Origin of the sequence: Streptococcus orisasini (assembly GCF_001431045.1) — a bacterium.
GTDB classification, from domain to species: Bacteria; Bacillota; Bacilli; order Lactobacillales; family Streptococcaceae; genus Streptococcus; species Streptococcus orisasini.
This window is the reverse complement of sequence record NZ_BCLE01000020.1, coordinates 40,216-61,383: the sequence shown is the minus strand read 5'-3', so window position 1 is coordinate 61,383 and position 21,168 is coordinate 40,216. Positions and strand designations below refer to the sequence as shown.

Annotated in this window: 16 protein-coding genes; 3 read left to right on the top strand and 13 right to left on the bottom strand. The window is 40.0% G+C overall.

Annotated features, from left to right (window positions below; translation table 11 throughout):
- Positions 1–380: 380 nt before the first annotated feature.
- Positions 381–839 (bottom strand): PTS sugar transporter subunit IIA, encoded by a 459-nt coding sequence (locus tag SCSH_RS03905; RefSeq protein ID WP_057490589.1) that lies wholly within the window; start codon positions 837–839, stop codon positions 381–383.
- A 6-nt stretch (positions 840–845) separates the two neighbouring features.
- Positions 846–2,912: a BglG family transcription antiterminator gene (locus tag SCSH_RS03900; RefSeq protein WP_057490588.1), complete on the bottom strand. Its 2,067-nt coding sequence runs from the start codon at positions 2,910–2,912 to the stop codon at positions 846–848.
- Between the two features lie 226 nt (positions 2,913–3,138).
- Here SCSH_RS03900 and SCSH_RS03895 point away from each other — a divergent pair, with 226 nt between their 5' ends.
- The gene (locus SCSH_RS03895) at positions 3,139–3,996 is read left to right on the top strand and encodes a metallophosphoesterase (protein ID WP_057490587.1); all 858 of its coding nucleotides are present in this window, start codon (positions 3,139–3,141) and stop codon (positions 3,994–3,996) included.
- A gap of 152 nt (positions 3,997–4,148) precedes the next feature.
- On the opposite strand, the gene SCSH_RS03890 is transcribed toward SCSH_RS03895, so the two are convergent.
- The 6 genes from SCSH_RS03890 to SCSH_RS03865 all read right to left on the bottom strand — a co-directional run bounded on the left by SCSH_RS03890 (position 4,149) and on the right by SCSH_RS03865 (position 12,684).
- Positions 4,149–4,883 (bottom strand): glycerophosphodiester phosphodiesterase, encoded by a 735-nt coding sequence (locus SCSH_RS03890; protein ID WP_057490586.1) that lies wholly within the window; start codon positions 4,881–4,883, stop codon positions 4,149–4,151.
- A gap of 148 nt (positions 4,884–5,031) precedes the next feature.
- Positions 5,032–7,713: a cation-translocating P-type ATPase gene (locus tag SCSH_RS03885; RefSeq protein ID WP_057490585.1), complete on the bottom strand. Its 2,682-nt coding sequence runs from the start codon at positions 7,711–7,713 to the stop codon at positions 5,032–5,034.
- Between the two features lie 243 nt (positions 7,714–7,956).
- On the bottom strand, positions 7,957–9,132 hold the full coding sequence (locus SCSH_RS03880; RefSeq protein WP_057490584.1) for a sialidase family protein: 1,176 nt from the start codon (positions 9,130–9,132) through the stop codon (positions 7,957–7,959).
- A gap of 82 nt (positions 9,133–9,214) precedes the next feature.
- The gene (pdxA, locus tag SCSH_RS03875; RefSeq protein WP_057490583.1) at positions 9,215–10,249 is read right to left on the bottom strand and encodes a 4-hydroxythreonine-4-phosphate dehydrogenase PdxA; all 1,035 of its coding nucleotides are present in this window, start codon (positions 10,247–10,249) and stop codon (positions 9,215–9,217) included.
- Positions 10,250–10,277: 28 nt separating this feature from the next.
- On the bottom strand, positions 10,278–11,435 hold the full coding sequence (locus SCSH_RS03870; protein WP_057490582.1) for an iron-containing alcohol dehydrogenase: 1,158 nt from the start codon (positions 11,433–11,435) through the stop codon (positions 10,278–10,280).
- Positions 11,425–12,684 carry a four-carbon acid sugar kinase family protein gene (locus SCSH_RS03865; RefSeq protein ID WP_057490581.1) on the bottom strand — a complete coding sequence of 420 codons (1,260 nt, stop codon included), beginning with the start codon at positions 12,682–12,684 and terminating at the stop codon, positions 11,425–11,427. Before SCSH_RS03865 ends, SCSH_RS03870 begins: the two co-directional genes overlap by 11 nt.
- 163 nt (positions 12,685–12,847) lie before the next feature.
- Between SCSH_RS03865 and SCSH_RS03860 the strand changes: the two genes are divergently transcribed.
- Entirely contained in the window at positions 12,848–14,638 is a 1,791-nt protein-coding gene (locus tag SCSH_RS03860; protein ID WP_057490580.1) for a PrpR N-terminal domain-containing protein, read from the top strand.
- A gap of 782 nt (positions 14,639–15,420) precedes the next feature.
- On the opposite strand, the gene SCSH_RS03855 is transcribed toward SCSH_RS03860, so the two are convergent.
- From SCSH_RS03855 to SCSH_RS03835, 5 genes are all read right to left on the bottom strand, one after another.
- Positions 15,421–15,768 (bottom strand): hypothetical protein, encoded by a 348-nt coding sequence (locus tag SCSH_RS03855; protein WP_057490579.1) that lies wholly within the window; start codon positions 15,766–15,768, stop codon positions 15,421–15,423.
- Between the two features lie 18 nt (positions 15,769–15,786).
- Positions 15,787–17,064 carry an SLC13 family permease gene (locus SCSH_RS03850; protein ID WP_057490578.1) on the bottom strand — a complete coding sequence of 426 codons (1,278 nt, stop codon included), beginning with the start codon at positions 17,062–17,064 and terminating at the stop codon, positions 15,787–15,789.
- Positions 17,065–17,090: 26 nt separating this feature from the next.
- Positions 17,091–17,999, bottom strand: a complete 909-nt coding sequence (dapA, locus tag SCSH_RS03845) for a 4-hydroxy-tetrahydrodipicolinate synthase (RefSeq protein WP_057490577.1) — start codon at positions 17,997–17,999, stop codon at positions 17,091–17,093.
- A 345-nt stretch (positions 18,000–18,344) separates the two neighbouring features.
- The gene (locus tag SCSH_RS03840) at positions 18,345–18,731 is read right to left on the bottom strand and encodes a YwiB family protein (protein WP_057490576.1); all 387 of its coding nucleotides are present in this window, start codon (positions 18,729–18,731) and stop codon (positions 18,345–18,347) included.
- A gap of 47 nt (positions 18,732–18,778) precedes the next feature.
- The gene (locus SCSH_RS03835) at positions 18,779–19,657 is read right to left on the bottom strand and encodes a TSUP family transporter (RefSeq protein WP_057490575.1); all 879 of its coding nucleotides are present in this window, start codon (positions 19,655–19,657) and stop codon (positions 18,779–18,781) included.
- Between the two features lie 108 nt (positions 19,658–19,765).
- Here SCSH_RS03835 and SCSH_RS03830 point away from each other — a divergent pair, with 108 nt between their 5' ends.
- On the top strand, positions 19,766–21,070 hold the full coding sequence (locus tag SCSH_RS03830; protein WP_057490574.1) for an HD domain-containing protein: 1,305 nt from the start codon (positions 19,766–19,768) through the stop codon (positions 21,068–21,070).
- Positions 21,071–21,168: the final 98 nt, after the last annotated feature.

The following is a 21,168-nucleotide window of genomic DNA, read 5'->3' as shown; positions in this document are numbered from 1 at the left end:
TAGCCGTGTTCAGTTATTAAGATACGGCAGAGGATTGTTATCTAAGTGCTTTGCACTTGATAACAAACGCCAATCACCATAGTGAATTGGCTATCTCTCCCGCTAACGTCGTTTGGTTAGTAAGATCGACTAACCAAACGACGTGTCGCAAAGGGCGTCAGCGAGCAAAGGCAAAATAGGAGGTTCGACGAAGAGTCATAGGACTCTAGGAGGAGCTATCTTTTTGACACAGCTCGCAGCCCGTATTCAGTTAAGTTAAGATACTAAGAAGCGGTTCGCTTGGCGAAAATCTCTGACCGAAAAATAGGCGACAGACGCCGTGTCATTGGACACAAGGAAGTCGGTCTTTTTTCCGAAGAGATTAGTTTCGTATTCGATTATCATTGGTTTTTGACAAACTGCTGCAGGGTTTTAACAATGTTGGTTTTATCTGTTTCAGTTAAGAGATAGTTAAGCAGCTCTTCATTTTGAAATAATTTCATCAGTTTGGTCAAAAAGATGACCTGATTCTTGGGATTCTTGACAACAATATTAAAAATTAGCCGTGTTGCAACCTCCTCTTCTGGATCAACCATGTGCTGAAAGATTACCTCATTTTTTAAGCGTATAAAAACCACCCCTTCTTTCTCGGCATATTTTATTTCCGTATGTGGCATGGCAATATGAATTCCTGCATGGGTCATCAGACCCGTTGCAAACTCTTTTTCTCTTTTCAAAATAGAAGCAAGATACTCTTCTTTAACATAACCCAAACGCCTTAACTGATTAAAGCTGAATGTCAGCACTTCTGTGCTTGTCCTTAATTCTTCATCAAGAAAAACTAAATCTTCTGTAAACATACCTTATTACCTCCTTAACTCCAGCAGCCTTTCCTTGTCGTAAATGAGATTATGAATCTCTTGTGCTGTGTGACAGGAGTTCATTTTTTCTCTAAAATCTTTATCTTTCAAAAGGTTAAAAAGATTAAAGATTGCCCTGAGATGCTTGCGTCTGTCAGTGATAGACAGCATGCAGACATATTTGACAGGCATAGTAGCGATATCTCGAGGATTGTCATGCTCTTCATCGTCAAAATAAACAGTATTCTTAAGCCTTATTAGACTCATTGAAGTTCTCTTGTTATAATCTCCCAGCGGAGCATGAGGAAAGGCAAATCCTTGAGAAATGACCACATAAGGACCGTTTTCCTTGATATTGTTGATGACTACCTTTAAATAGTCTTCAGTAATGTCTCCTTTTGCTATTAATTTTTCACCAACCTTCCGAATAGAATCCTGCCAATCAGTCGCTTCAACATCTAACTTGATGCGTTCAGGAGTTAAAAACTCATAGAGCGCTGTCTCAGATTCTGCTTCAGCCTGACTGATATGAGTAAAAATCTTGGTTCTGATCCGTCTTTTCAGGTCCTGTTTGTTTTTAAAACCGCTGTCAATTTCTTCGGTAATTATTTGGTAAATGGCTGAAGCCGTTTCTTTATCAAGGGTCAGCTGACTAAGTTCTTTGTCCTGCACAATGCGATTAATATGATGGGCAATTACAAGATAGTCTTCATCAGAAATATAAGGAGAAATTTGAATATAGTCCTTGTTGGGAACTGGGGTTGTCGTTAGGATAAGATCATAGTCTCCTCGGATAGTATCATCAACAGAGTAAATGTCTAAACTAAATGAAAACTGACTTAAGAGTTTGCTTTCAATAAAGAAAACTTCTGTTGCCTTATGTTCAGTGAGAACAGCCGCCCTTAAATTGCTGCCGATTCGCTTCTTACGTTCTATGGCTGCATAAACATAAATAATAATATAATCAATTTCAGCTGCTGAAGCCTTGCGTCCAATATTTTTTTCAATGATGTAAAGGTTATTCAAAATAACCTGCTTGATTTTTGGATTGTTTTTAATAAGATCACTGATATCTAAAGAGGCACTGTCAACTATTTCCTTGCGCATCATGCGCAGCAGGTGTGCTGAAAAATTTTCATAAAAGATATAATCGTCTTTAAAATCAATCTGTAAATCCTTGGCTATTTTTTCAATAAAGGCCATGGCTATCACTTGAATCCTGAGCGTTTCCTTATTGATTTCGCCATCAAGTACCTGATGAGGCTCCCCTTCTAAAATCTGATTGAAAATAAAAGCAAGATCCTTCTTGTCCAAATAAGGATAGGCTTTTTCTAAGAAAGGCTTTTGAAAGATTTCAAGGAGATTGGTCGGGCAAGGAAAGTCTTCTGTCAAAGCAAAGCCTTTATAGCGGCGATAGCTGCAGATAATGGTGTAAGTTAAAAGACTGTTGAGCTTTTTTTCAGACAGATTTAATTTATCCCGGCTGGCCGTTACGATGTCTTGCAGAAGAGAAAGATTGATCTGGTGCTGATAGCCCTCTTCAAAAATGACAGATTCTAAGGCAGTAAAATTATCCTGACTAATAACGCTGTAAATAAAGGAACGGCTGTCTTCTTCTTTGGCTTCGATCTTGTAGCCCTTATTAGCTTTTGAAATAACTTCTAAGTGGTGTTTAGAGGCTAACTTTCGCATAGACTTTACATCATTGACTATTGTTGAACGACTGGCAAGCAGTTTTTCAGACAGCTGACTCAGCGTTACATAACCATGACTGCTAATTAAAATCAGTAAGCAAATTAAACTTCGTTCATTGCTGCTGAATTTATACTCATAAACATTAAATTTTTTCATGTTTTCGCATATCAGTTTTTTGCTGACACAAAGTTCCATTCTTATCTGCTTGTTCTTAACGGCGATGCTACCGAAGGACAAGTTTTGCAGATAATCATTTAGACTTGCCATATCATTTCTGATTGTCCGTTCTGAAACACCGTGAATATCGGATAATTCTTTCAGCGAACTTTGATTCTTTTCAATGAGAAAATGTAAGATTTCTTTGCTTCTCTGATTCATGCTGTAAGCGCCTCCTTTCTTTATATTTCTATTGTAAAACGCTTTCTATAAAAACAAAATAGTAAAGTCTTTCATAACTTTGGAAATTTTTTGTATCAAACAATTTCTTACCAAAATTCCCTAAATCCTGTTGTTTTTTGTCAAAATACTTGCTCCATTATCAAAAAAACAACCAGTCACAAGCCTTAGCCTGCTTCTTTGCCAAAAATCGTGGTACAATACTTTTATGACAAAACTTGCTATTATGAGTGACCTCCATATTGATCTCAATCATTTTGGAGATTTTGAAATCCAAACTATTAAACAATTGCTGCAGACACAAAAAATTGATCATCTTCATCTGGCAGGAGATATTTCCAACCATTTTTACAGCCAGACACTACCCTTTGTGAAAGAGCTCGAAAAAGATGTCAAAGTGACCTACAATTTAGGAAATCATGACATGTTGGATTTGGAGGAGAAACAGATTCAAACCCTTGATTTTCAGACACACGAGATAGGCGAGGCTTCTTTGCTGGCCCTACATGCTTGGTATGACTATTCTTTTTCCAGCCAGGATCCTGCTAAAATTGAACGCCTGAAAAAAACCTTCTGGTTTGACCGACGCCTGCAGCGGCTGCAAGATGACCCTGTAATCGTCCAAGAGTCTCTGGAAAAACTCCATCAGACTTTGACCACCTTAGAAAATCAAAAATTGATTGTTGCCATGCATTTTGTACCCCACCAACGTTTTCTTATGACCCATCCGCGGTTTGCGCCCTTCAATGCTTTTTTGGGCAGCCAGAAATTCCATGATCTTTTTGTCCAGCACCAGATTAAAGATGTTGCTTTCGGCCATGCTCACAGGAGTTTCGGTGATGTCTCTCTCGATGGGGTCACTTATCATTCAAGACCGCTTGGCTACATCCGAGAATGGAACTTAACCATTGATTTTGTCAATCAGCATCCTGAATACAACCCCACAGGCAGCTGGAATCTCAGCAGACGCTACAACGCTATTAAGCATTTAAAAGAGTTCCAAGACTATAAAAATAGGCATTTATCAAAAGAATTCCTTAACTCCATGACTATTTTTGAGCTTTAAAACTATAAAAATCGCTAGAAAGCTTCCAAATTTGGCTGCTCTTTCTAGCGATTTTAGTTTTTATATGCAATTTTTTGTGATTATTCTGTATGTCTAGTCCTGCATAAAAAAATTAAAGATAGGACTAACAAGAGCTCCTTCTTCAATCTTAATTATTTGTTTTTTAAAGATTCTCTGACTTTATAGGCCTTCTCAGGCTTATCCGTAATAATCCCCTTAACATGAGCTAAATAAGCTCTTTTCATGTCACTGCTTTTATTGACGGTCCAGAGCCTAAATGGCTTGTCTTTAACCTTTTTGAGTTTGCGATTCAGAAAAAAAGAATGGTGGCAATGCACAGTCTCAATAAAAGGCAAATGCCTCCCCAGCCAATAATAAAAGGACTGAAATTTCATCAAGTAAGCTCGTTCAGCCTGAGGGTCATGCTTTTTCATCAAAAACAGACTGAAAAAATTAAAACTAGAATACATGTGAGAAAAGGAGCGGTTTTTAGCCTGAATCACTTGAGCAATTTGCTTTTCAATCTTGGGATAGGGGTATTTATTTGTCTTTAGTTCGATATTTAGAATACCTGTAAACTGCTGTTCTTCCAAGAAATCTAAGACTTCTTCTAAGGTCGGGACTTTCTCGCGAAAATAGTCTGGGTGAAACCAAGAACCAGCATCGAGGTCTTTAATCTGCTGCAAAGTTAACTGCCTTACAAGTCCCCGACCATTCGTGGTGCGATCAACAGACTCGTCATGGATGACAATCAACTGCTTATCTTTGGTTCGGTGAACATCAAGTTCAATACCATCACTGCCTACTCGGACAGCCTCCGCAAAAGCAGCCAGAGTATTTTCCGGACGGTTGGACTTGCTTCCCCTATGGGCAAAAATTTGAGTCATTACTTTCTTTCTAAATTACATAAAAGTATCCCTATTTTACCATAAATTTTTGCCGAGAACATTTATTCAGCCTAAAAGTACAGTCTGATTAGAAGCCTTTAAACTGCGGTCATATAAAAAGGAAAGCTTCGCAGCTTTCCTCAGATTTTTAAATAGCTTTTTGATCCTGTCCTGTGATACGTTGAACAGCTTTTACCACTTCAACAATAACAAGCATGAGCAGACTTCCTATAATAACAGCCAGCCACTGAGTAACACTTAAATGTGCTACATGGAAGAACTTATTAAAGCCTGGAACAACGATTGTAACCATCAAAATGATGAAAGCTAAAGGAATGGACCAGTTGAAGAGCTTATTGCGGAACAGTCCGACCTTAAAGACAGATTGGTAAACGGACTTAACATTATAAGCGTGAACCAGCTGGATCAATCCCAAAGTGGCAAAGGCCATGGTCAAGGCATCTTCATGGACATCTCGCATGGCTGAGTGTTCCGGATAAAGCAGAGCCCATCCATAAACGCCAAGCACCAGAAGTGTCTGCAAGAGACCTTGATAAATAATTGCTCCCATAACACCGCCAGAGAAGAAGCTTGATTTACGTCCGCGCGGCTTATGTCTCATAACACCGGGCTCAGCAGGTTCAACCCCAAGCGCAATCGCTGGCAGGGTATCTGTTACCAGATTGATCCAAAGCAGATGAACCGGCTCAAGCACATCCCAGCCAAACAGGGTAGCAAAGAAGATAGTGAAGACCTCAGCCATATTAGCTGAAAGCAGATACTGGATAGATTTTTGAATATTGGAGAAGACCTTACGTCCTTCTTCCACAGCAACAATGATGGTTGCAAAGTTATCATCGGCAAGAACCATATCAGAAGCACCCTTAGACACTTCAGTACCAGTGATTCCCATACCGATACCAATATCGGCTGTTTTCAGAGACGGCGCATCATTAACCCCGTCACCAGTCATGGCAACAATCTTGCCTTCATTTTGCCAAGCCTTAACAATACGAACCTTGTGTTCTGGAGACACACGCGCATAAACAGAATATTGTTTGAAGACTTTTTGGAACTCTTCATCAGAAAGCTCATTGAGTTCAGCACCTGTGAACACATGATCAATACCATCATCCTCAATGATGCCCAGACGCTTAGCAATAGCTTCCGCTGTATCTTGGTGGTCTCCTGTAATCATAATCGGACGGATACCAGCTTCCTTAGCAACACGCACAGCATCAGCAGCTTCCGGACGTTCTGGGTCAATCATTCCTACCAGACCAGCAAAAATCAGATTGTTTTCAACGATTTCTGTTTCTAAAGTCGGAATCTGATCCTCATACTTGTAGGCCATCATAAGAACACGGAGAGCTTGCTTGGCCAACGATTTATTGGTTGCAAGAATGGTCTTTTTGTCCTCTTCAGTAATCGGACGGACATTTCCGTTTTCTTCAATCTGTGTGATGCGTTTAAGAAGCTGATCAGGTGCTCCTTTGACCGCAACAAGATACTTGCTTTGATCCAGCTTATGGATGGTTGACATCAGTTTGCGGTCAGAATCAAAGGGCAGCTCAGCCACACGCGGCTCTCTTTGAAGAACATCGCGAATATCAAAATTATGATCCAAACCGTATTGGACAAGAGCTGTTTCTGTCGGATCTCCCAATAAATTTCCATTGGCATCAAGCTTACTGTCATTAGCGAAATTCATGACCCGAAGAGCCATATTATTAGCATCAATATCGTCATTGGCATCTACCAGCTGGCCGCTGTAGTAAACTTTTTCAACCGTCATCTGGTTCATGGTTAGAGTACCAGTCTTATCGGAAGCAATGATTTCAGTTGACCCGAGGGTTTCAACAGCTGGAAGCTTACGCACAATAGACTTGCGTTTAGCCAAGGTTTGGGTTCCCAAAGAAAGCACTACGGTAACAATGGCTGGAAGTCCCTCAGGAATAGCAGCCACGGCCAAGGCAACCGCAGTCATCAAGCCTTTCAAAGGCGGTTCCTTGCGGACAAAGACACCGACAATAAAGGTAACAATAGCAATGGCTACAACCAAATACGTTAATACTTTAGACAGCTGATTAAGATTTTGCTTAAGCGGTGTGTCTGTTTCATCTGCATTTGCCAGCATACCTGCAATGTGACCAACTTCGGTATACATTCCAGTATTGGTAACCACACCCATACCACGGCCATAAGTAACATTGGAATTTTGATAGGCCATGTTTAAACGGTCACCAATTCCAGCGTCCTCAGCAATTTCAGCCGTCAAATCTTTATCGACAGGAACTGATTCACCTGTTAAGGCTGCCTCTTCAATTTTCAGCGAAGCTGCTTCTAAAAGCCGCATATCTGCCGGCACAACATCGCCAGCTTCCAGCAAGACGACATCACCCGGTACCAATTCCTTAGAATCAACCTCAGCTACATGTCCATCGCGGCGAACACGCGCCAAGGGACTGGACATGGATTTGAGAGCTTCGATAGCTGCTTCTGCCTGCCCTTCTTGGTAAACACCAAAGGCTGCATTGAGGACAACAACCACAAGGATAATGATAGCATCTGTCAGGCCTTCCATCCCTTCAGTAATCACTGAAAGCACGGCAGCAACCAGCAAAATGATAATCATTAAGTCTTTGAACTGGTCCATGAACTTAGCGAATATCGAACGTTTTTCGTCCTCATCCAGTTCATTGTGTCCGTAATCAGCTAAACGCTGCTTAGCCTCAGCAGTCGTCAGACCCTTTTTAGAAGTCTCCAAACCGGATAAGACAGTCTCTTCGTCTTGGACGTAGAAAGCTTCTTTTCTTTGTTTCTTCGACAAAATTATTCTCCTTCTCGGTCTTTAAAAGAAAAAGACCTGTTTATTTGATAAACAAGTCTCGCTATTTAATATGTTGCCGGAAAACAGTTTCGTATTGACGACAACATCACGGCAAAACCGCTAGCTACTCCCTTGATAGTTTTCATTATACCATAAATAAAAGCCTTTTCAATAATGAAAAATGATAAAAGCGCTTCATTTATTTTTTCACGATTTTATCAATGTTCAGTCAACAAGGAAATTTTAAGCCTTTTTTACCCCTTCTCCAGATGTTGGGTTATAAACAGCATCTGCTTCTCGTTTTTCACCGAAAACATCTGCAAGCGAAAAGCGTACATATTTGACACAAAGCCTGTTCTTATAAGCATAAACAAGATGCAGCAGCCCGTCTTTGGTCTGGTAAAGCGTCGGATATTCATACTGGGCATTGTTGGTCTTGTTTTCTTCCCCAATAAACCCTTCGGCTGCTTCAAAGACACGACCGATAGGCCAGGTTTTACCAAGGTCTTCTGACACAGAGACAGCTACTGGATTGCGAAGACCTGGCCAGGCAACCTTACCAAATTCCGGATGGCGGGTGGCATTAACATTGTAAGCCAGAGCAATCTCACCTGACTGCAGCTTAATAGCGCTAATGCTGGCATTATTGTTAGGTAGAACAGTCCTTTGTGGTACGCTCCATGTATCACCAAAATCGTAAGATTCACTGATATAAATATTATCTGCAAAACGGCTGCGCATGAAGGCCACTAAATGCCCTGCCTCAACCTCAATCAGATTAGCATGCACCCGGCCATTGCTTTCAGGCATACGGACACGCTTCCATGTTTGGCCAGCATCATCAGACACTCGAAATTCTGTAGGGTCATTGGTCAAGCCTTCAGCCGAATCTTCACACAGCCAGGTTGCAAAAATCCAACGGCCATTACTCAAAATCTGAATGGCTTGACGCGAGAAGGTTCCTTCTTCTGGGAAAAGAACCTCTGGCTCTTCCCATGTCTGACCTTCATTGCTTGATTTTTGAACCATAATCACAGAGGTAAACTGCATGTTATCTTTACCTTCCTGGCGGCTGAGCTGAGACGTGTAGATTAGCCAAATTTGACCATCTGGAGCACGGAAAAAGGCAGGGTTTTGCTCGCTTCGGTCTTTACCCTTGGAAACAATTTTAGGAACAGACCAAACCTGCTTTTTTGGATTGAGTTTAGAAACAGCAATGGAAATGTCGCCGCTGCCTTCAAACGAACCTGCAAACCAGGCACATAAGAGTCCACCGTCTTGGGTTTCAATCAGAGCTGGCGCATGGGCCGTTGCCTTACCTCCAGTTGGAATCAAGGCAAAATCAACACCTAAAAAATCATCCCGATAAACAATTCCATTAGGATCTGAAATTCTTACTTTCGGTAGTTCTGTAACCATAGTTCACCTCTTTATTCTACTTCTAATTTAATAACAGCTTTTGTAAAGCTCACTGGTTCATTTACATGAAAGGGCTTTATAATCAATCTGATGAATTTTCTGCTAAGCGAATGGCATAATCAATGGCATTTTCCAGACTCAGCTCACTAGCCGTCCAGTTTCCAGCCTGATCAAAGGCTGTTCCGTGATCCACAGAAGCGCGGATAATCGGCAATCCCAGTGTGATATTGACACCTTGAACAGCCTGCCAAGCTCCTTTTTCCTGATCATAGACAAAACCAAGCAATTTCAAAGGAATGTGTCCTTGATCATGATACATAGCCACGACAATATCATACATGCCGCCATTAGCCTTAGAGAAAAGCGTATCTGCTGGAAGACTGCCTTCCACATTGATACCCTCAGCCTTAGCCATCTCAACAGCCGGATTGATTTGTTCGATTTCTTCGCGGCCAAAGAGTCCGTTTTCACCACAATGAGGATTGAGACCTGCAACAGCAACTCTTGGATTTTTAATGCCGAGATTCTTACAAGCCTTATCAGCAATGCGAATAACGTCCAAAACACGTTCCTTAGTCGCACGGTCACATGCTTCACGCAGTGAAACATGGGTCGAAATATGGACAACACGAAGATTGCCGTCAGCCAGCATCATCGTGTATTTATCTGTTCCAGTCAGATCCGCATAAATCTCAGTATGACCAGCATAGTGGTGACCAGCAGCATTCATGGCTTCTTTGTTGAGCGGGTTGGTAACGGTCGCATCAATTTCCTTAGCCAAGGCCAGCTCAATAACCTTTTTAACATATTGGAAAGCAGCATCGCCGCCAGTTGTTGACACTTGACCAATCTCAAAGTCAGCCATATCAACAACAGCTAAATCAATTAAATCAATCGTGCCATATTCATATTTACCGTCTTTAGGATTTTGGATAAGATTAACTGCTAAGTTCAGTTCAGGATGTTCCTTTAAATAATAAGTTAAAACAGAAGCATCACCAACCAAAAGCGGCTGACAGCGTTCATAAAGTTCAGGTTTATTAAAGGCCTTTATTGAAATCTCAGGGCCAATTCCGGCAGGATCTCCCATGGTAATACCAATAATTTTTTTAGACATCTTTCCCTCCTTATTGTCTTCTTTTTATTTACAAAACTTGCTGATAAATGGCACGCGCATCGTCTGCTGTCACTGGACGCATATTATTCACCAACAGCCGCTGAACTTCCATACCAGAAGCAACTAATTCTTCCAAATCACTCTTTGGAACACCAAACTCTGTTAAGCTCTTTGGAATTTGGAGAACTTCAACAATTCGATCCATTTCCTGAATGATGTACTGAGATTTTTCATCAACTGACAGCGATTTATCGCCATCATGAACCACACGGTCATAAGCTTCTGCCAAGTATTCCTTAATAGCTGGCTCATTAAATTTCATAACCGGCATGAGAAGAATGGCATTAGAGACACCATGCGCAATATGATATTTACCGCCCAATGGATAAGACAGGGCATGAATGGCCGTTGTACCAGAGGCCGTAATAGCAACGCCAGCGTAGAAAGCTGCAATCAGCATCTTTTTCTTAGCCTCCATAGCATCTGGATTTAGAGTTGCTTCCACGATGTTATTAAAAATCAAGTCAAAGGCCTCTAGGGCAAATGAATTGGAAAAAGGATTGCGTTTTTTCGATGTGAAACATTCAATGGCATGGCACATAGCATCTACACTAGGAGCCGCTGCAATGCGTGCTGGCAGATTTTTAATAAAGCGAGCATCCAAAACAACAAAATCTGGAATCATTTCGGCATTAACAATGCCAATCTTAAGGTTTTTCTCAGGAACAGATACGATCGCATTAGGAGTTGCTTCAGAACCAGTCCCTGCTGTTGTTGGAATTAACAAACTAGCCACTTGTTTTTTAGCTAACAGCGGATTGTCCAGTAAATCCTTAACACCGTAGTCATCTGTTGAAAGAATGGAGGCTAGTTTAGCCGAGTCCATGGCTGAACCACCGCCAATTGCAATGATAAAATCAGCCTTTTCAGCCTTAAACTGATCGACTACCTTCTGCACTTGTTCATAAGTCGGTTCTGCAGGAATGTCTGATACGATTGTATAAGGGAAGCCCAAATCCATCAAAACTTCCTCAAGCAGTTTAACCAAACCGGCCTTGATAATCCCCTTATCGGTGAAAATCACAACTTTTTTTGTGGCAGCTGGAATAACAGTCTTTATCTCCTCCAAGGCATGCTCTCCAGCCAATACATTTTTAGGCATTTTTAAACTGTAATCAGTTAACATGGTTTTCCTCCTTTTGTACCATTTTGTTAATATCTTCAAATAATTCTCGATGTCCAAAACCACCGGATTTTGTGATGACCTGAATCACCTTGTCTTTCCAAACCAATTCGGCTAAAACGACGCCCGCACTAAGTTCACATAGCGGCTTTATCTGATCAATCTGCAATACCTGCATTGACTGATAAAGCGTATCGCCGCCTGTAAAAAGAAAAGTCCGCACCAACTCTTTCTCTAAAAGCTGCTCTGTGAGTTCGCCTAGGGACCGGCCGATTTTAAAACGAATAGCATTTTTATCTAAGCCCTGTGCTTGAGCATAGGCCACAATGTCACGGCTGGTTTTCTCATCCAGCGTTTCAATAATAGCTAAATCACTTTGTGAGATATTTTCTAAATAAGTCTCTAATTGATTTTGGCCGCTATCACTCTGCCAATAATTTTCTTCCAACAATTCCTGAGAACTTAAGGAAATACGTAAGTGGTGTTTCTCTTGAGCGTATTCAATCTGCTGTCTAGTAATCGGATTAACTGAGCCACAGATAACAAGGAGCGGTTTAGTAAGCTGCGGTCTTACAACTTCCTTTTTAGGAAAAAGCTGCTTGACCAAATACTTGGCAAAGCCTGCACAGCCAATAGTGACTGACAGCTGGTCTTGCTGATAGAGGTTAGCTGCAACTTCTTCTATGTCTCTTTCGGTTTCACTATCAAATAAAAGCAATTGCTGCTTAGCTTTCAAGAAGGATTGGCCGCTTACCAGTGAAGTTTCAATAGCAGCCTCCTGATTGAGACGCTTGGCAATGTCGCTTTCCGTTACAGGCTCATAAGGGTCTTTAGCAAAGACACTATCTGAAACTGGCACCCCATCAATATACAGTTTTCCTCCCCGAACTACCCGCTTAATAGCTGGGTAGGCAGGGACCATTGCTGCCTTTTTCTCGGGAAATTGGTCTAAAAGCGCTTTTATCTCACTACTGATATTTCCTCTAAGGGCCGAATCCACCTTTTTATAGAAATAAGGGATGCCGTAATTTTTAGCATCAGATAAAATTTTGCTGACTAGCTGGTAGGCATCTTCAAAGGACAGATAACGACTTTCTGTATTGATGACCAATACTTCTATTTCGTCTTCCAAACTAGCATAGTCTACTGATTGATTGGTTGTTACTAGTGTATTGATACCTTGACTTGAAAATTGAACTCCTGTATCAAGGGCACCCGTAAAATCATCAGCCAAAACTAACAGCTGTAACACTGCAACACCTCCTTTGATTAGTTATAGTCCTAGTTTATACTTTGTAAGAAAAAAATACTAGGTTTCAAAAAAAATAATTGTCTTTTTTTGAACCAACATAAAGAATATTGAATTTTTTTCAGAATATTTATATAATAGTTTACAAATGAAACAGGAGGCTGCTATGAGACCTATTCGTTTACTCGGTATTGCTCCCTATGAGGAATTAAACCATTCTATGAATCTGGTTGCTCAGCAATTTGATTCATTATCCATTGATGTGTTTAATGCGAATCTGCAAGAGGGAAGGGACTTAGCTGTGCAATTGGCTCATAATGATTATGATGCTATTATCTCTCGCGGAGGTACAGCCCATCTTATTCAAGACGCTGTTGATATACCTGTAATTGATGTTTCAATTTCTATTTATGATATCTTGAGCAGTATCAAATTAGCTTACAATTACAGCCAAAACATAGCAATTGTTGGCTATGAAAGCATTACTAAAAATGCTCATCTTATTTGTGATGTTCTGCAATATAACATCAAGATTATCACCATTGATCAGCCTGAGCAGACTGCTGATACCCTGATAAAACTCAAGGAAGAAGGCTGTGAGTTAGTTCTTTGTGATGCCATTACTAACCATACAGCTCTTAGACTGTCATTAAATACTATTTTAATTACTTCTGGATTAGAAAGTATCAAAACGGCTTATCAGCAGGCTATAACCTTTACTAAATATATTCAAAAAATAGAAACTCAGCGAAATTTGCTTCAAGAGGTACTCTCAAAGCAGGCACTGGCAACATTAGTCTTAAACCAAGACTTCACACCTGTCTCCTCCAATCTCTCAGCAAAACTTACCCATACTTTAATCCGTTTCCTAAAAAAGCAAAAGCATCTGGATAACCAGCAGCTCTACCATACGCACAAAGGGCAAACCTATCAGGTTAGATGCAATATTTTAACCCTCAATGACCAGACTTATTACCATTGTGAATTAAAAATGGTAACCCCTCCTTTAATTCATCAGCAATTCGGTGTCACATTCAGCAGTCGTTCAGAAATTGAAGATAAGATATCTCAGAACTTGCTTTTTGCTTCTTTTATTCAAGAGAAAAATCTCGTTCTCATGTCTCAGCTTCTAAAACATTATAACGCCATGATGATTTTTGGAGAAGAAGGAACGACAAAAACAAGCCTTGCCTATTCCTGTTTCTTGAAATTTCAATACCATACAGCAAATCTGATCAGTATAAATTGTAAATTATTTGGTGAACGCCTGTGGAAATATCTTAGCCACACCAGTAACTCCCCCTTGCTTTACTCTGGCAACACCCTTCTCTTTCAGAATTGTGAACAGCTGTCTCTGGAGGATCTGCGCAAACTTTTAGAACTTATAAAAAGCAGCAGTTTATTGCAAAGACAAAACATTATATTCACCTATACAACCAAAAAGGCTGATCCTGATAAACTAATTTTTAAGGAAATTATGCAGGAACTGAACTGTGCCAGTCTCTACTCCTCTTCATTATCTGAACGCCGTACAGAATTAGCAAGTATTATTACCCTTCAGCTTAACAAAGCCAATATCGAATGCCACACGCAGGTTATCGGTTTTGAACCTCAAGCCATGCATACTCTTCAAGAATTCCAATGGACTGGTAATTTTTATCAGTTGGAAAGAGTCATTAAAAAGCTGGTACTATCTGCCAATTCTTACTATATTTTAGAAAATGCAGTAATAGAGGTTCTATCCGAGGAACGCAGACATCAGAACCACCTGCAGCTAAATCCCTCAAATCATTCCAAGAAATATGCACCAGCAATTATTGAGGAAAAGAGCCTCTTCGATTACAGTCAAGATATTGTACGCACTGTCCTTGAGTATAATAAAGGAAATCAAACAAAGACCGCAAAACAATTAGGTATCAGCCGAACGACGCTTTGGCGCTATCTCAAAATAAAGTGAGAGTGGGACAAAAATCGGTAAATCGTAATAACATTACGATTCAGAGTATAGACAAACACATTTTTCAATGCAAACATGCTTTGAAGCTCTTCAAATATCAATTCAATGGCTTTGGTTTGCGAGCGAAGCGAGCCTTAATCCGAGACTTTCCGCCGTGATAAAAGTGGCAGAAACCCCATTGTTTCTGCCACTCGGAAGATTTGAGACCTTAGGCTCAAATCTTAGGCATAAAATTCCAAAGGAAGTTGCTGCCGTCCGTATCACCTAAGGAAAGTCTCATAAAAGACTTTGTCTTCAAGTTGAATCGTAATAACATTACGATTTCGATTTTGTCGTCCCACCCCCAACCACTGCGTCAAACTGCTATATCTTAAATAATTAAAGGAGGTTGGACTTTGTCCAACCTCACAGGTTGTAGACAAACTCTATAGTTAGCATTTCACAAGCACACACAGCTTAGGATAATATCAATTCACAATCTATAAGAAAATAGGCGAATTAAATGAGTCTGACCCAGATACTTTCCGCTGTAGCAAAAACGCCAGAAATCACTTATTTCTGGCGTTCGGAGATTTTGAGACTTGGGCTCAAAATCTAGGTATGAAATTCCAAAGGAAGTTGCTACCGTCCGCGCTACCTAAGGAAAGTATCATAACACAATAGTTCTTTTGATAAAAATTGACTTTTTCTTCAGTCTGGGAGGTTGGACTTTGTCCAACTTCCCTTTTTAGAGTTCATTTTAACATCATTGTTGTCTTTTCCCTCTCTTTTTGTCATTCATCTTATTTCCTTAAAATATGAATAGCAAATCCACCAAATTCGCCATCAAGGTAAATATTTTTTAGTTTCCCATCTTCAGTCAACTGAATCGTGTCATCTAAAAAACTAAATCCTTTTTCCTTTAATTCTTCAACAGCAGATTCTACATCTGCAGTAATCATGGCAACGTGACCGTTTTTACCTAGATATGGACGCTTGAGGCATTCAAAATAACTGCCTGCAAATTCTGACTTCATTCCGTGTCTAGGTTCTAAGTTAAACATTAGACTTAATAATTTGGCTAGTTCTAATGCTTCTTCTTCAGATTCCGTATTAATCCCAATGTGGGCTAATTCAAATGTATTTTTCATGATGAAACCTCGTCAATATTAAACTGGGAATAGGAGCAAAGCTCCTGCTGTAAGTGCAAATAAACGAATAAAGTATTGAGGGATGGTAAATTTCCAAAATTCAATCATCGTGTAATTCCCTGTTCCCATAATCAGAGCTGGCATACCATCTACAGGTAAGAAATGACCGCACCAGCCAGAAATAACGATAGCTGTTGCCGCAGCAGTCGGATCAAAACCAAGTTTTAAACAAGTTGCAATAGCTAATGGAGCAAATACATAGACAGTACCAATCGTGGAACCAGTCAAAGTAGCTAATAAACTAGTTAAAATACAGAAAGCAAATATCAATAAGAAAGGATTGATATTAGAGCCGAGCATACCTGCTACAGATTTACCGACCATTTCTGTAAGACCAGTGCCTCCCAAAGCATCTGCCACACCAATAACACCAGCTGACATGATAATTATCGGTGCGCTGATAGCATCTCTGATTTCTTTAAAATCTAAGACACCTACTAAGAAAATTGGGATAACCGCAATACCTGTCAAAGCATAGCCAGCATCACCTATATAACTTTGTGAAACCATTCCAACTACAGCAAGTGCAAAAGACAAATAAGTTACGAGTTCTTGTTTTTTTGTCAGATGAGTTTCCTCTAGTTGATCTGCTTCTTTATCCGAAGAGCCTTTAGATATTGGATGTTCTGGTAAAAATTTATAGGCTAAAATTGACCATGCAAGGAAACCTAAAGAAAGAATGAGGTTTACAATTGAAAATTTTACCAGGTTAACCTTAGTGGCCGCTCCAGCAGCGTCCAGAACGGCAACAGTAATCCCATATTGTAAGGCCGTATTAAATGGCACCAAGGGGTGATTGGCAGCAAAACCTGCAGGCATCAAGACCTTGGACGGAGCAAGCGCTTTATTTTCAGGCAAAGCAGACAAAAGCCCAATTACTAAAACATAATAAGCTGTAGAGCCTGTCCCAAACAAGCTTGTTCCCAGCATGACAATGACAATCAATAGGATATAAGCTTTATAACCGCCCTTTTTAGCCATATTAAACATGGCTGCTTTAAATTTAGTAATAAAACTTGTCTTTTGTAAGGCAGCAATAATGGCCATAAAAGCAGCCAGCATCATAATTGTTGAATTGGCAAAACCTGCAAAAGCACCTTTAATATCAGTTACCCCTGTCACAACCAACAAAAGCAAGGCAATAAGCGGCGGAGCACCAAACGGCAATCTGTCTCTCATAATTAAAATAATCATAAAGACAGTAATTGCTAATGCCATAATCATTTGACTTGTCATAATTTCCTCCTTTACTTGCTTTTAGATTAACGCATTCCTTTTTCTTTATTAGCTGCTAAAACAGCGTTTAAAGCATCTATTCCTTCTTTTGGTAAATAATTGAATGGCCGGCGGCAGTCACCAACAGGATAGCCTAATAATTTTACAGCTGTTTTGACAACAGTATTTGGATTGCCATATTGGAAAACAGCTCTGAAATCGGCAATAGAGTCTTGAGCTTGCTGAGCTTCTTCAAGTTTTCCTTCTTGGAAAAGATCGTAAATTGATGAAAGAACATGCGGATAGACATTTGAACAGCCTGCAATTCCTCCCGTTCCGCCTTCTTTTAAAGCTGGCAAAATTAAAGCATCATTTCCAGACAGTACAAAGAATTTCTTATCTAGATTTTTCGTCCTGTGGATGTATTCTTTGAGATTGTCCCAATCACCGCTAGAATCCTTTGCGCCGATGATATTATCAACATCGCGAGCTAATTTTTCAACAGTTTCAGGCAGAAGTTTATTCCCTGTCCGCGCTGGAATATTATATAAAACAATCGGTAAGTCCACTTCTTTGGCAACCGCTGCATAGTGATCATAAAGTTCTTTTTGGGAAGCAAGGGCAAAACTTGGGGTGATAATAGATAAAACATCTGCTCCCAATTCCTGTGCAGCCTTACTTAATTGGATAGTCTCTTTAGTAGAAATACATCCTGTACCAGCATAAACAGGAACTCTTCCCTTAACTTGTTCAATGGTAGTTTTCAAAACGTCAATTTTTTCGTCATAGCTTAAAATGTAACCTTCTCCATTTGTTCCAAATGGAAAAATTCCATGCACGCCACCTTCAATCAGACGTTCAATTTGATTTCGCAGTTCATCCAAATTTACCGACTCATCATCCCGCATCGGAGTCAAAATGGGAGTAATGATTCCTTTTAGCTCAATAGTATTCATGTGTGATCCTCCTTTACCCAAAAAGGGAATTTCTTGTTTTTGACAACCATAATTATACTATTTTGATAAATGTTTAGAAGGTTTTTGCAGGGAAATACGAAACAAAATGAAACATAAAAAAATAAAGTTCAGGCATTTATCCTATTCTTTATTTTTAGTTTCTTTTTGAAACGTTTTATATCCTTCATGTTCTAAAACCTTATTACACAAATAGTATGGCTGCAAATTTTTCTCTGTAATAGGAAAGCAGACTTAAAACTAGAACAAAAGATTTTATATAAAATGGCATCAAAAAAACGAATGAGTTCTGCAAATAAGACTACTGCAAAATTCATTCGTTCTTTTCTATTTCCAATTCAGGCTTAATTGATACTCGGCAAAAATTGCCTGTGACTCTGGATCTGTATTTTTCAAAACATAATCAATCTGGACAGACTGCTCTTCCACTTTAAACAGGCTGGTCTCTGTTACAAAATGCTGAATTCCTACAGGTGTAGGAAGACTAGCCAAGGCTTTTTTGTCCTTATGAAAACGCATAGTAGATTTAGGACTGGAAAAGCGCGTCACAAGAATCTCCTCATCACTGCACTTAATGATAACTTTTTCATCTTCCTCATTTATAAAAATCAGATAAGAAAAGCCGTTTTTTTCAGTTATCTCAACAGGATAGGCCTGCTCAATAACTTCTGCTTGACCATCTACATTAATTTTATTTCGTAAATAAAGCTGCATACTGTCTCCTGTAATATAAGTCTTGTTTCACCTGTCTTTGTACCAATTTATCTTTTGATAATGGAAGAACGCAGCAGAGTTCCGCCGGTAAAAAGAGCGATGAAAACAACCAAAATTTTAAGATTATTAATGTCTAAACTGCTGAGGAAAAAGGCCGCGGTCAAAACGCCAAGAATACCTCCGATGATAATCCCCATCGTTCCCGGCCAATGCACACGGTCAGATTTGATAAATTCCATGGAACTAGCCGTTAAAATCATAGAAGCATCTAGCATCATAACTGGCAGAGCGATGGAAGGATTGATTCCCATCAAGGAAAAGAAAATCAGCTCCGGTGCATAATTACCAAGCCCCATAGTCATCAGCATACCGATGATAAAATCAAAAATAACACCAATCAAAAGCCAAATGCCTTTCAAACCGCGGACATCAGACGAAATACCAGCACCCGGATTGGTCAGCATCCGGTAAACCATTACCAAGGCTGCAATTATCAGCAGAACTCCCAGGACACGCTGCACCTGCCGGGTGTTCCAATTCTTAGTAATACGGCTGCCGACAAAAGCTCCGCTAAAGGAAGCTGCGGCCATGCAGAGCAAGGTGGTAATATCCACCTGAACAATGGTTACAAAACAAAGAGCTTCAACCAAGACAGGAATAACATGCGCGGTTGACATGGTAGCCGGGATTTTGCGGTCATCTTCGACTAATTTGGTCGCCTTAAACAGGGTCGTTGTCGTAGCGAAAGTCCCAATTCCCAGAGTATCAAGCAGGTCAGTTAAATAGCCAATCCAAAAGCCTGTTAAAAATTTTTCTTTTAAATTAATCCTATGTTTTTTAGCATGCCATAAAATAGTTCCCATAATCCCAACAATCAGAGCCAGTAAAAGCAGCTGGATGGCATGGAGTATTAAATTATTTGTCATTCATTCATTATAATGCAAATTGAGAAATCCGTAAATACAAAAAGATTTTTTTCTTCTGCTGCCATTTAGAAAACAGGCATCTCCAACAAATTTTGTTATAATGGAACTATGATTGAAAAAGTATTTCGAGATCCTGTTCATAATTACATTCCTGTAGAAAGTGAGGTCATTTACGACCTCATCAACAGCAAAGAATTTCAACGGCTACGCCGCATCAAACAGCTGGGATCATCCAGCTTTACCTTCCATGGTGCTGAACACAGCCGCTTTTCGCATTGTCTTGGGGTTTACTACCTGGCTAGACGTGTTACCAATATTTTTGACAAAAGGTATCCTGACATCTGGAATAAGGATGAATCGCTGCTGGCAATGGCTGCGGCCCTTCTTCATGATATTGGCCATGGAGCTTATTCGCATACCTTTGAAAGACTTTTTAACACAGATCACGAAGCCATCACCCAGCAGATTATTTTAAGTCCAGAAACCGAAATCAATCAAATTTTGCGGCGGGTGTCCTTTGATTTTCCTGATAAGGTAGCCAGTGTCATCAACCACACCTATCCCAATAAACAGGTTGAGCAGCTGATTTCCAGCCAGATTGATGTTGATCGCATGGATTACCTCCTACGGGACTCCTACTTTACCGGTGCTAGTTATGGAGCCTTTGACTTGACTCGCATTCTGCGGGTTATCCGTCCGATTGAAAACGGCATTGCCTTTTCACGAGATGGCATGCATGCTGTTGAAGACTACATCATCAGCCGCTATCAAATGTACATGCAGGTCTATTTCCACCCGGCCAGTCGGGCTATGGAAGTACTGCTGCAAAATCTCCTCAAGCGAGCCAAATATCTCTATCCGAGAGAAAAAGAATTCTTTACCATTACATCGCCACACCTTATTCCTTTTTTTGAAAATGCAGTCACTCTGGAAGACTATCTCAGCCTGGATGATGGTGTGATGAATACCTATTTTCAAACATGGATGAATAGCAGTGATAAGATTCTTTCTGATTTGTCCAGCCGCTTTGTTAACCGGAAGGTCTTTAAGTCTATAACTTTTGACGAAGATAAAATCAATGATTTGGAGACACTCAGAAAAATTGTTAAATCACTGGGATTTGACCCCGATTATTATACCGCTGTTCATCTTAATTTTGATTTACCTTATGATGTCTACAAGCCGGATGTCAAAAATCCAAGAACTCAAATTGAAATGCTGCAGGAAGACGGCTCTATCGCCGAGCTATCTACCCTCTCACCTCTTGTTCATACCTTGTCTGGCACAATCCATGGCGACAGGCGCTTTTATTTCCCAAAAGAGATGCTGATCAAAGACGACCTGTTTGTCGAAGCTAAAGAAACCTTTGCCAGCTATATCAAAAACAAACACTTGACTATCCCTGACAGATAACCTCTCTAATCAATCAAGTTTAATAGTTCTGTACAGTTATGCTTTAAAGCATAAATTTATCTTATCAGCATGACAAACAGCTTGATTTTTAGTAAGAT

Excerpts from the sequence above, each read along its gene's own strand:
- SCSH_RS03905 (WP_057490589.1), bottom strand. The coding sequence starts at position 839 with ATGTTTACAGAAGATTTAGTTTTTCTTGATGAAGAATTAAGGACAAGC.
- SCSH_RS03900 (WP_057490588.1), bottom strand. The coding sequence starts at position 2,912 with ATGAATCAGAGAAGCAAAGAAATCTTACATTTTCTCATTGAAAAGAAT.
- SCSH_RS03895 (WP_057490587.1), top strand. The coding sequence starts at position 3,139 with ATGACAAAACTTGCTATTATGAGTGACCTCCATATTGATCTCAATCAT.
- SCSH_RS03890 (WP_057490586.1), bottom strand. The coding sequence starts at position 4,883 with ATGACTCAAATTTTTGCCCATAGGGGAAGCAAGTCCAACCGTCCGGAA.
- SCSH_RS03880 (WP_057490584.1), bottom strand. The coding sequence starts at position 9,132 with ATGGTTACAGAACTACCGAAAGTAAGAATTTCAGATCCTAATGGAATT.
- pdxA (WP_057490583.1), bottom strand. The coding sequence starts at position 10,249 with ATGTCTAAAAAAATTATTGGTATTACCATGGGAGATCCTGCCGGAATT.
- SCSH_RS03870 (WP_057490582.1), bottom strand. The coding sequence starts at position 11,435 with ATGTTAACTGATTACAGTTTAAAAATGCCTAAAAATGTATTGGCTGGA.
- SCSH_RS03860 (WP_057490580.1), top strand. The coding sequence starts at position 12,848 with ATGAGACCTATTCGTTTACTCGGTATTGCTCCCTATGAGGAATTAAAC.
- SCSH_RS03855 (WP_057490579.1), bottom strand. The coding sequence starts at position 15,768 with ATGAAAAATACATTTGAATTAGCCCACATTGGGATTAATACGGAATCT.
- SCSH_RS03850 (WP_057490578.1), bottom strand. The coding sequence starts at position 17,064 with ATGACAAGTCAAATGATTATGGCATTAGCAATTACTGTCTTTATGATT.
- dapA (WP_057490577.1), bottom strand. The coding sequence starts at position 17,999 with ATGAATACTATTGAGCTAAAAGGAATCATTACTCCCATTTTGACTCCG.
- SCSH_RS03840 (WP_057490576.1), bottom strand. The coding sequence starts at position 18,731 with ATGCAGCTTTATTTACGAAATAAAATTAATGTAGATGGTCAAGCAGAA.
- SCSH_RS03835 (WP_057490575.1), bottom strand. The coding sequence starts at position 19,657 with ATGACAAATAATTTAATACTCCATGCCATCCAGCTGCTTTTACTGGCT.
- SCSH_RS03830 (WP_057490574.1), top strand. The coding sequence starts at position 19,766 with ATGATTGAAAAAGTATTTCGAGATCCTGTTCATAATTACATTCCTGTA.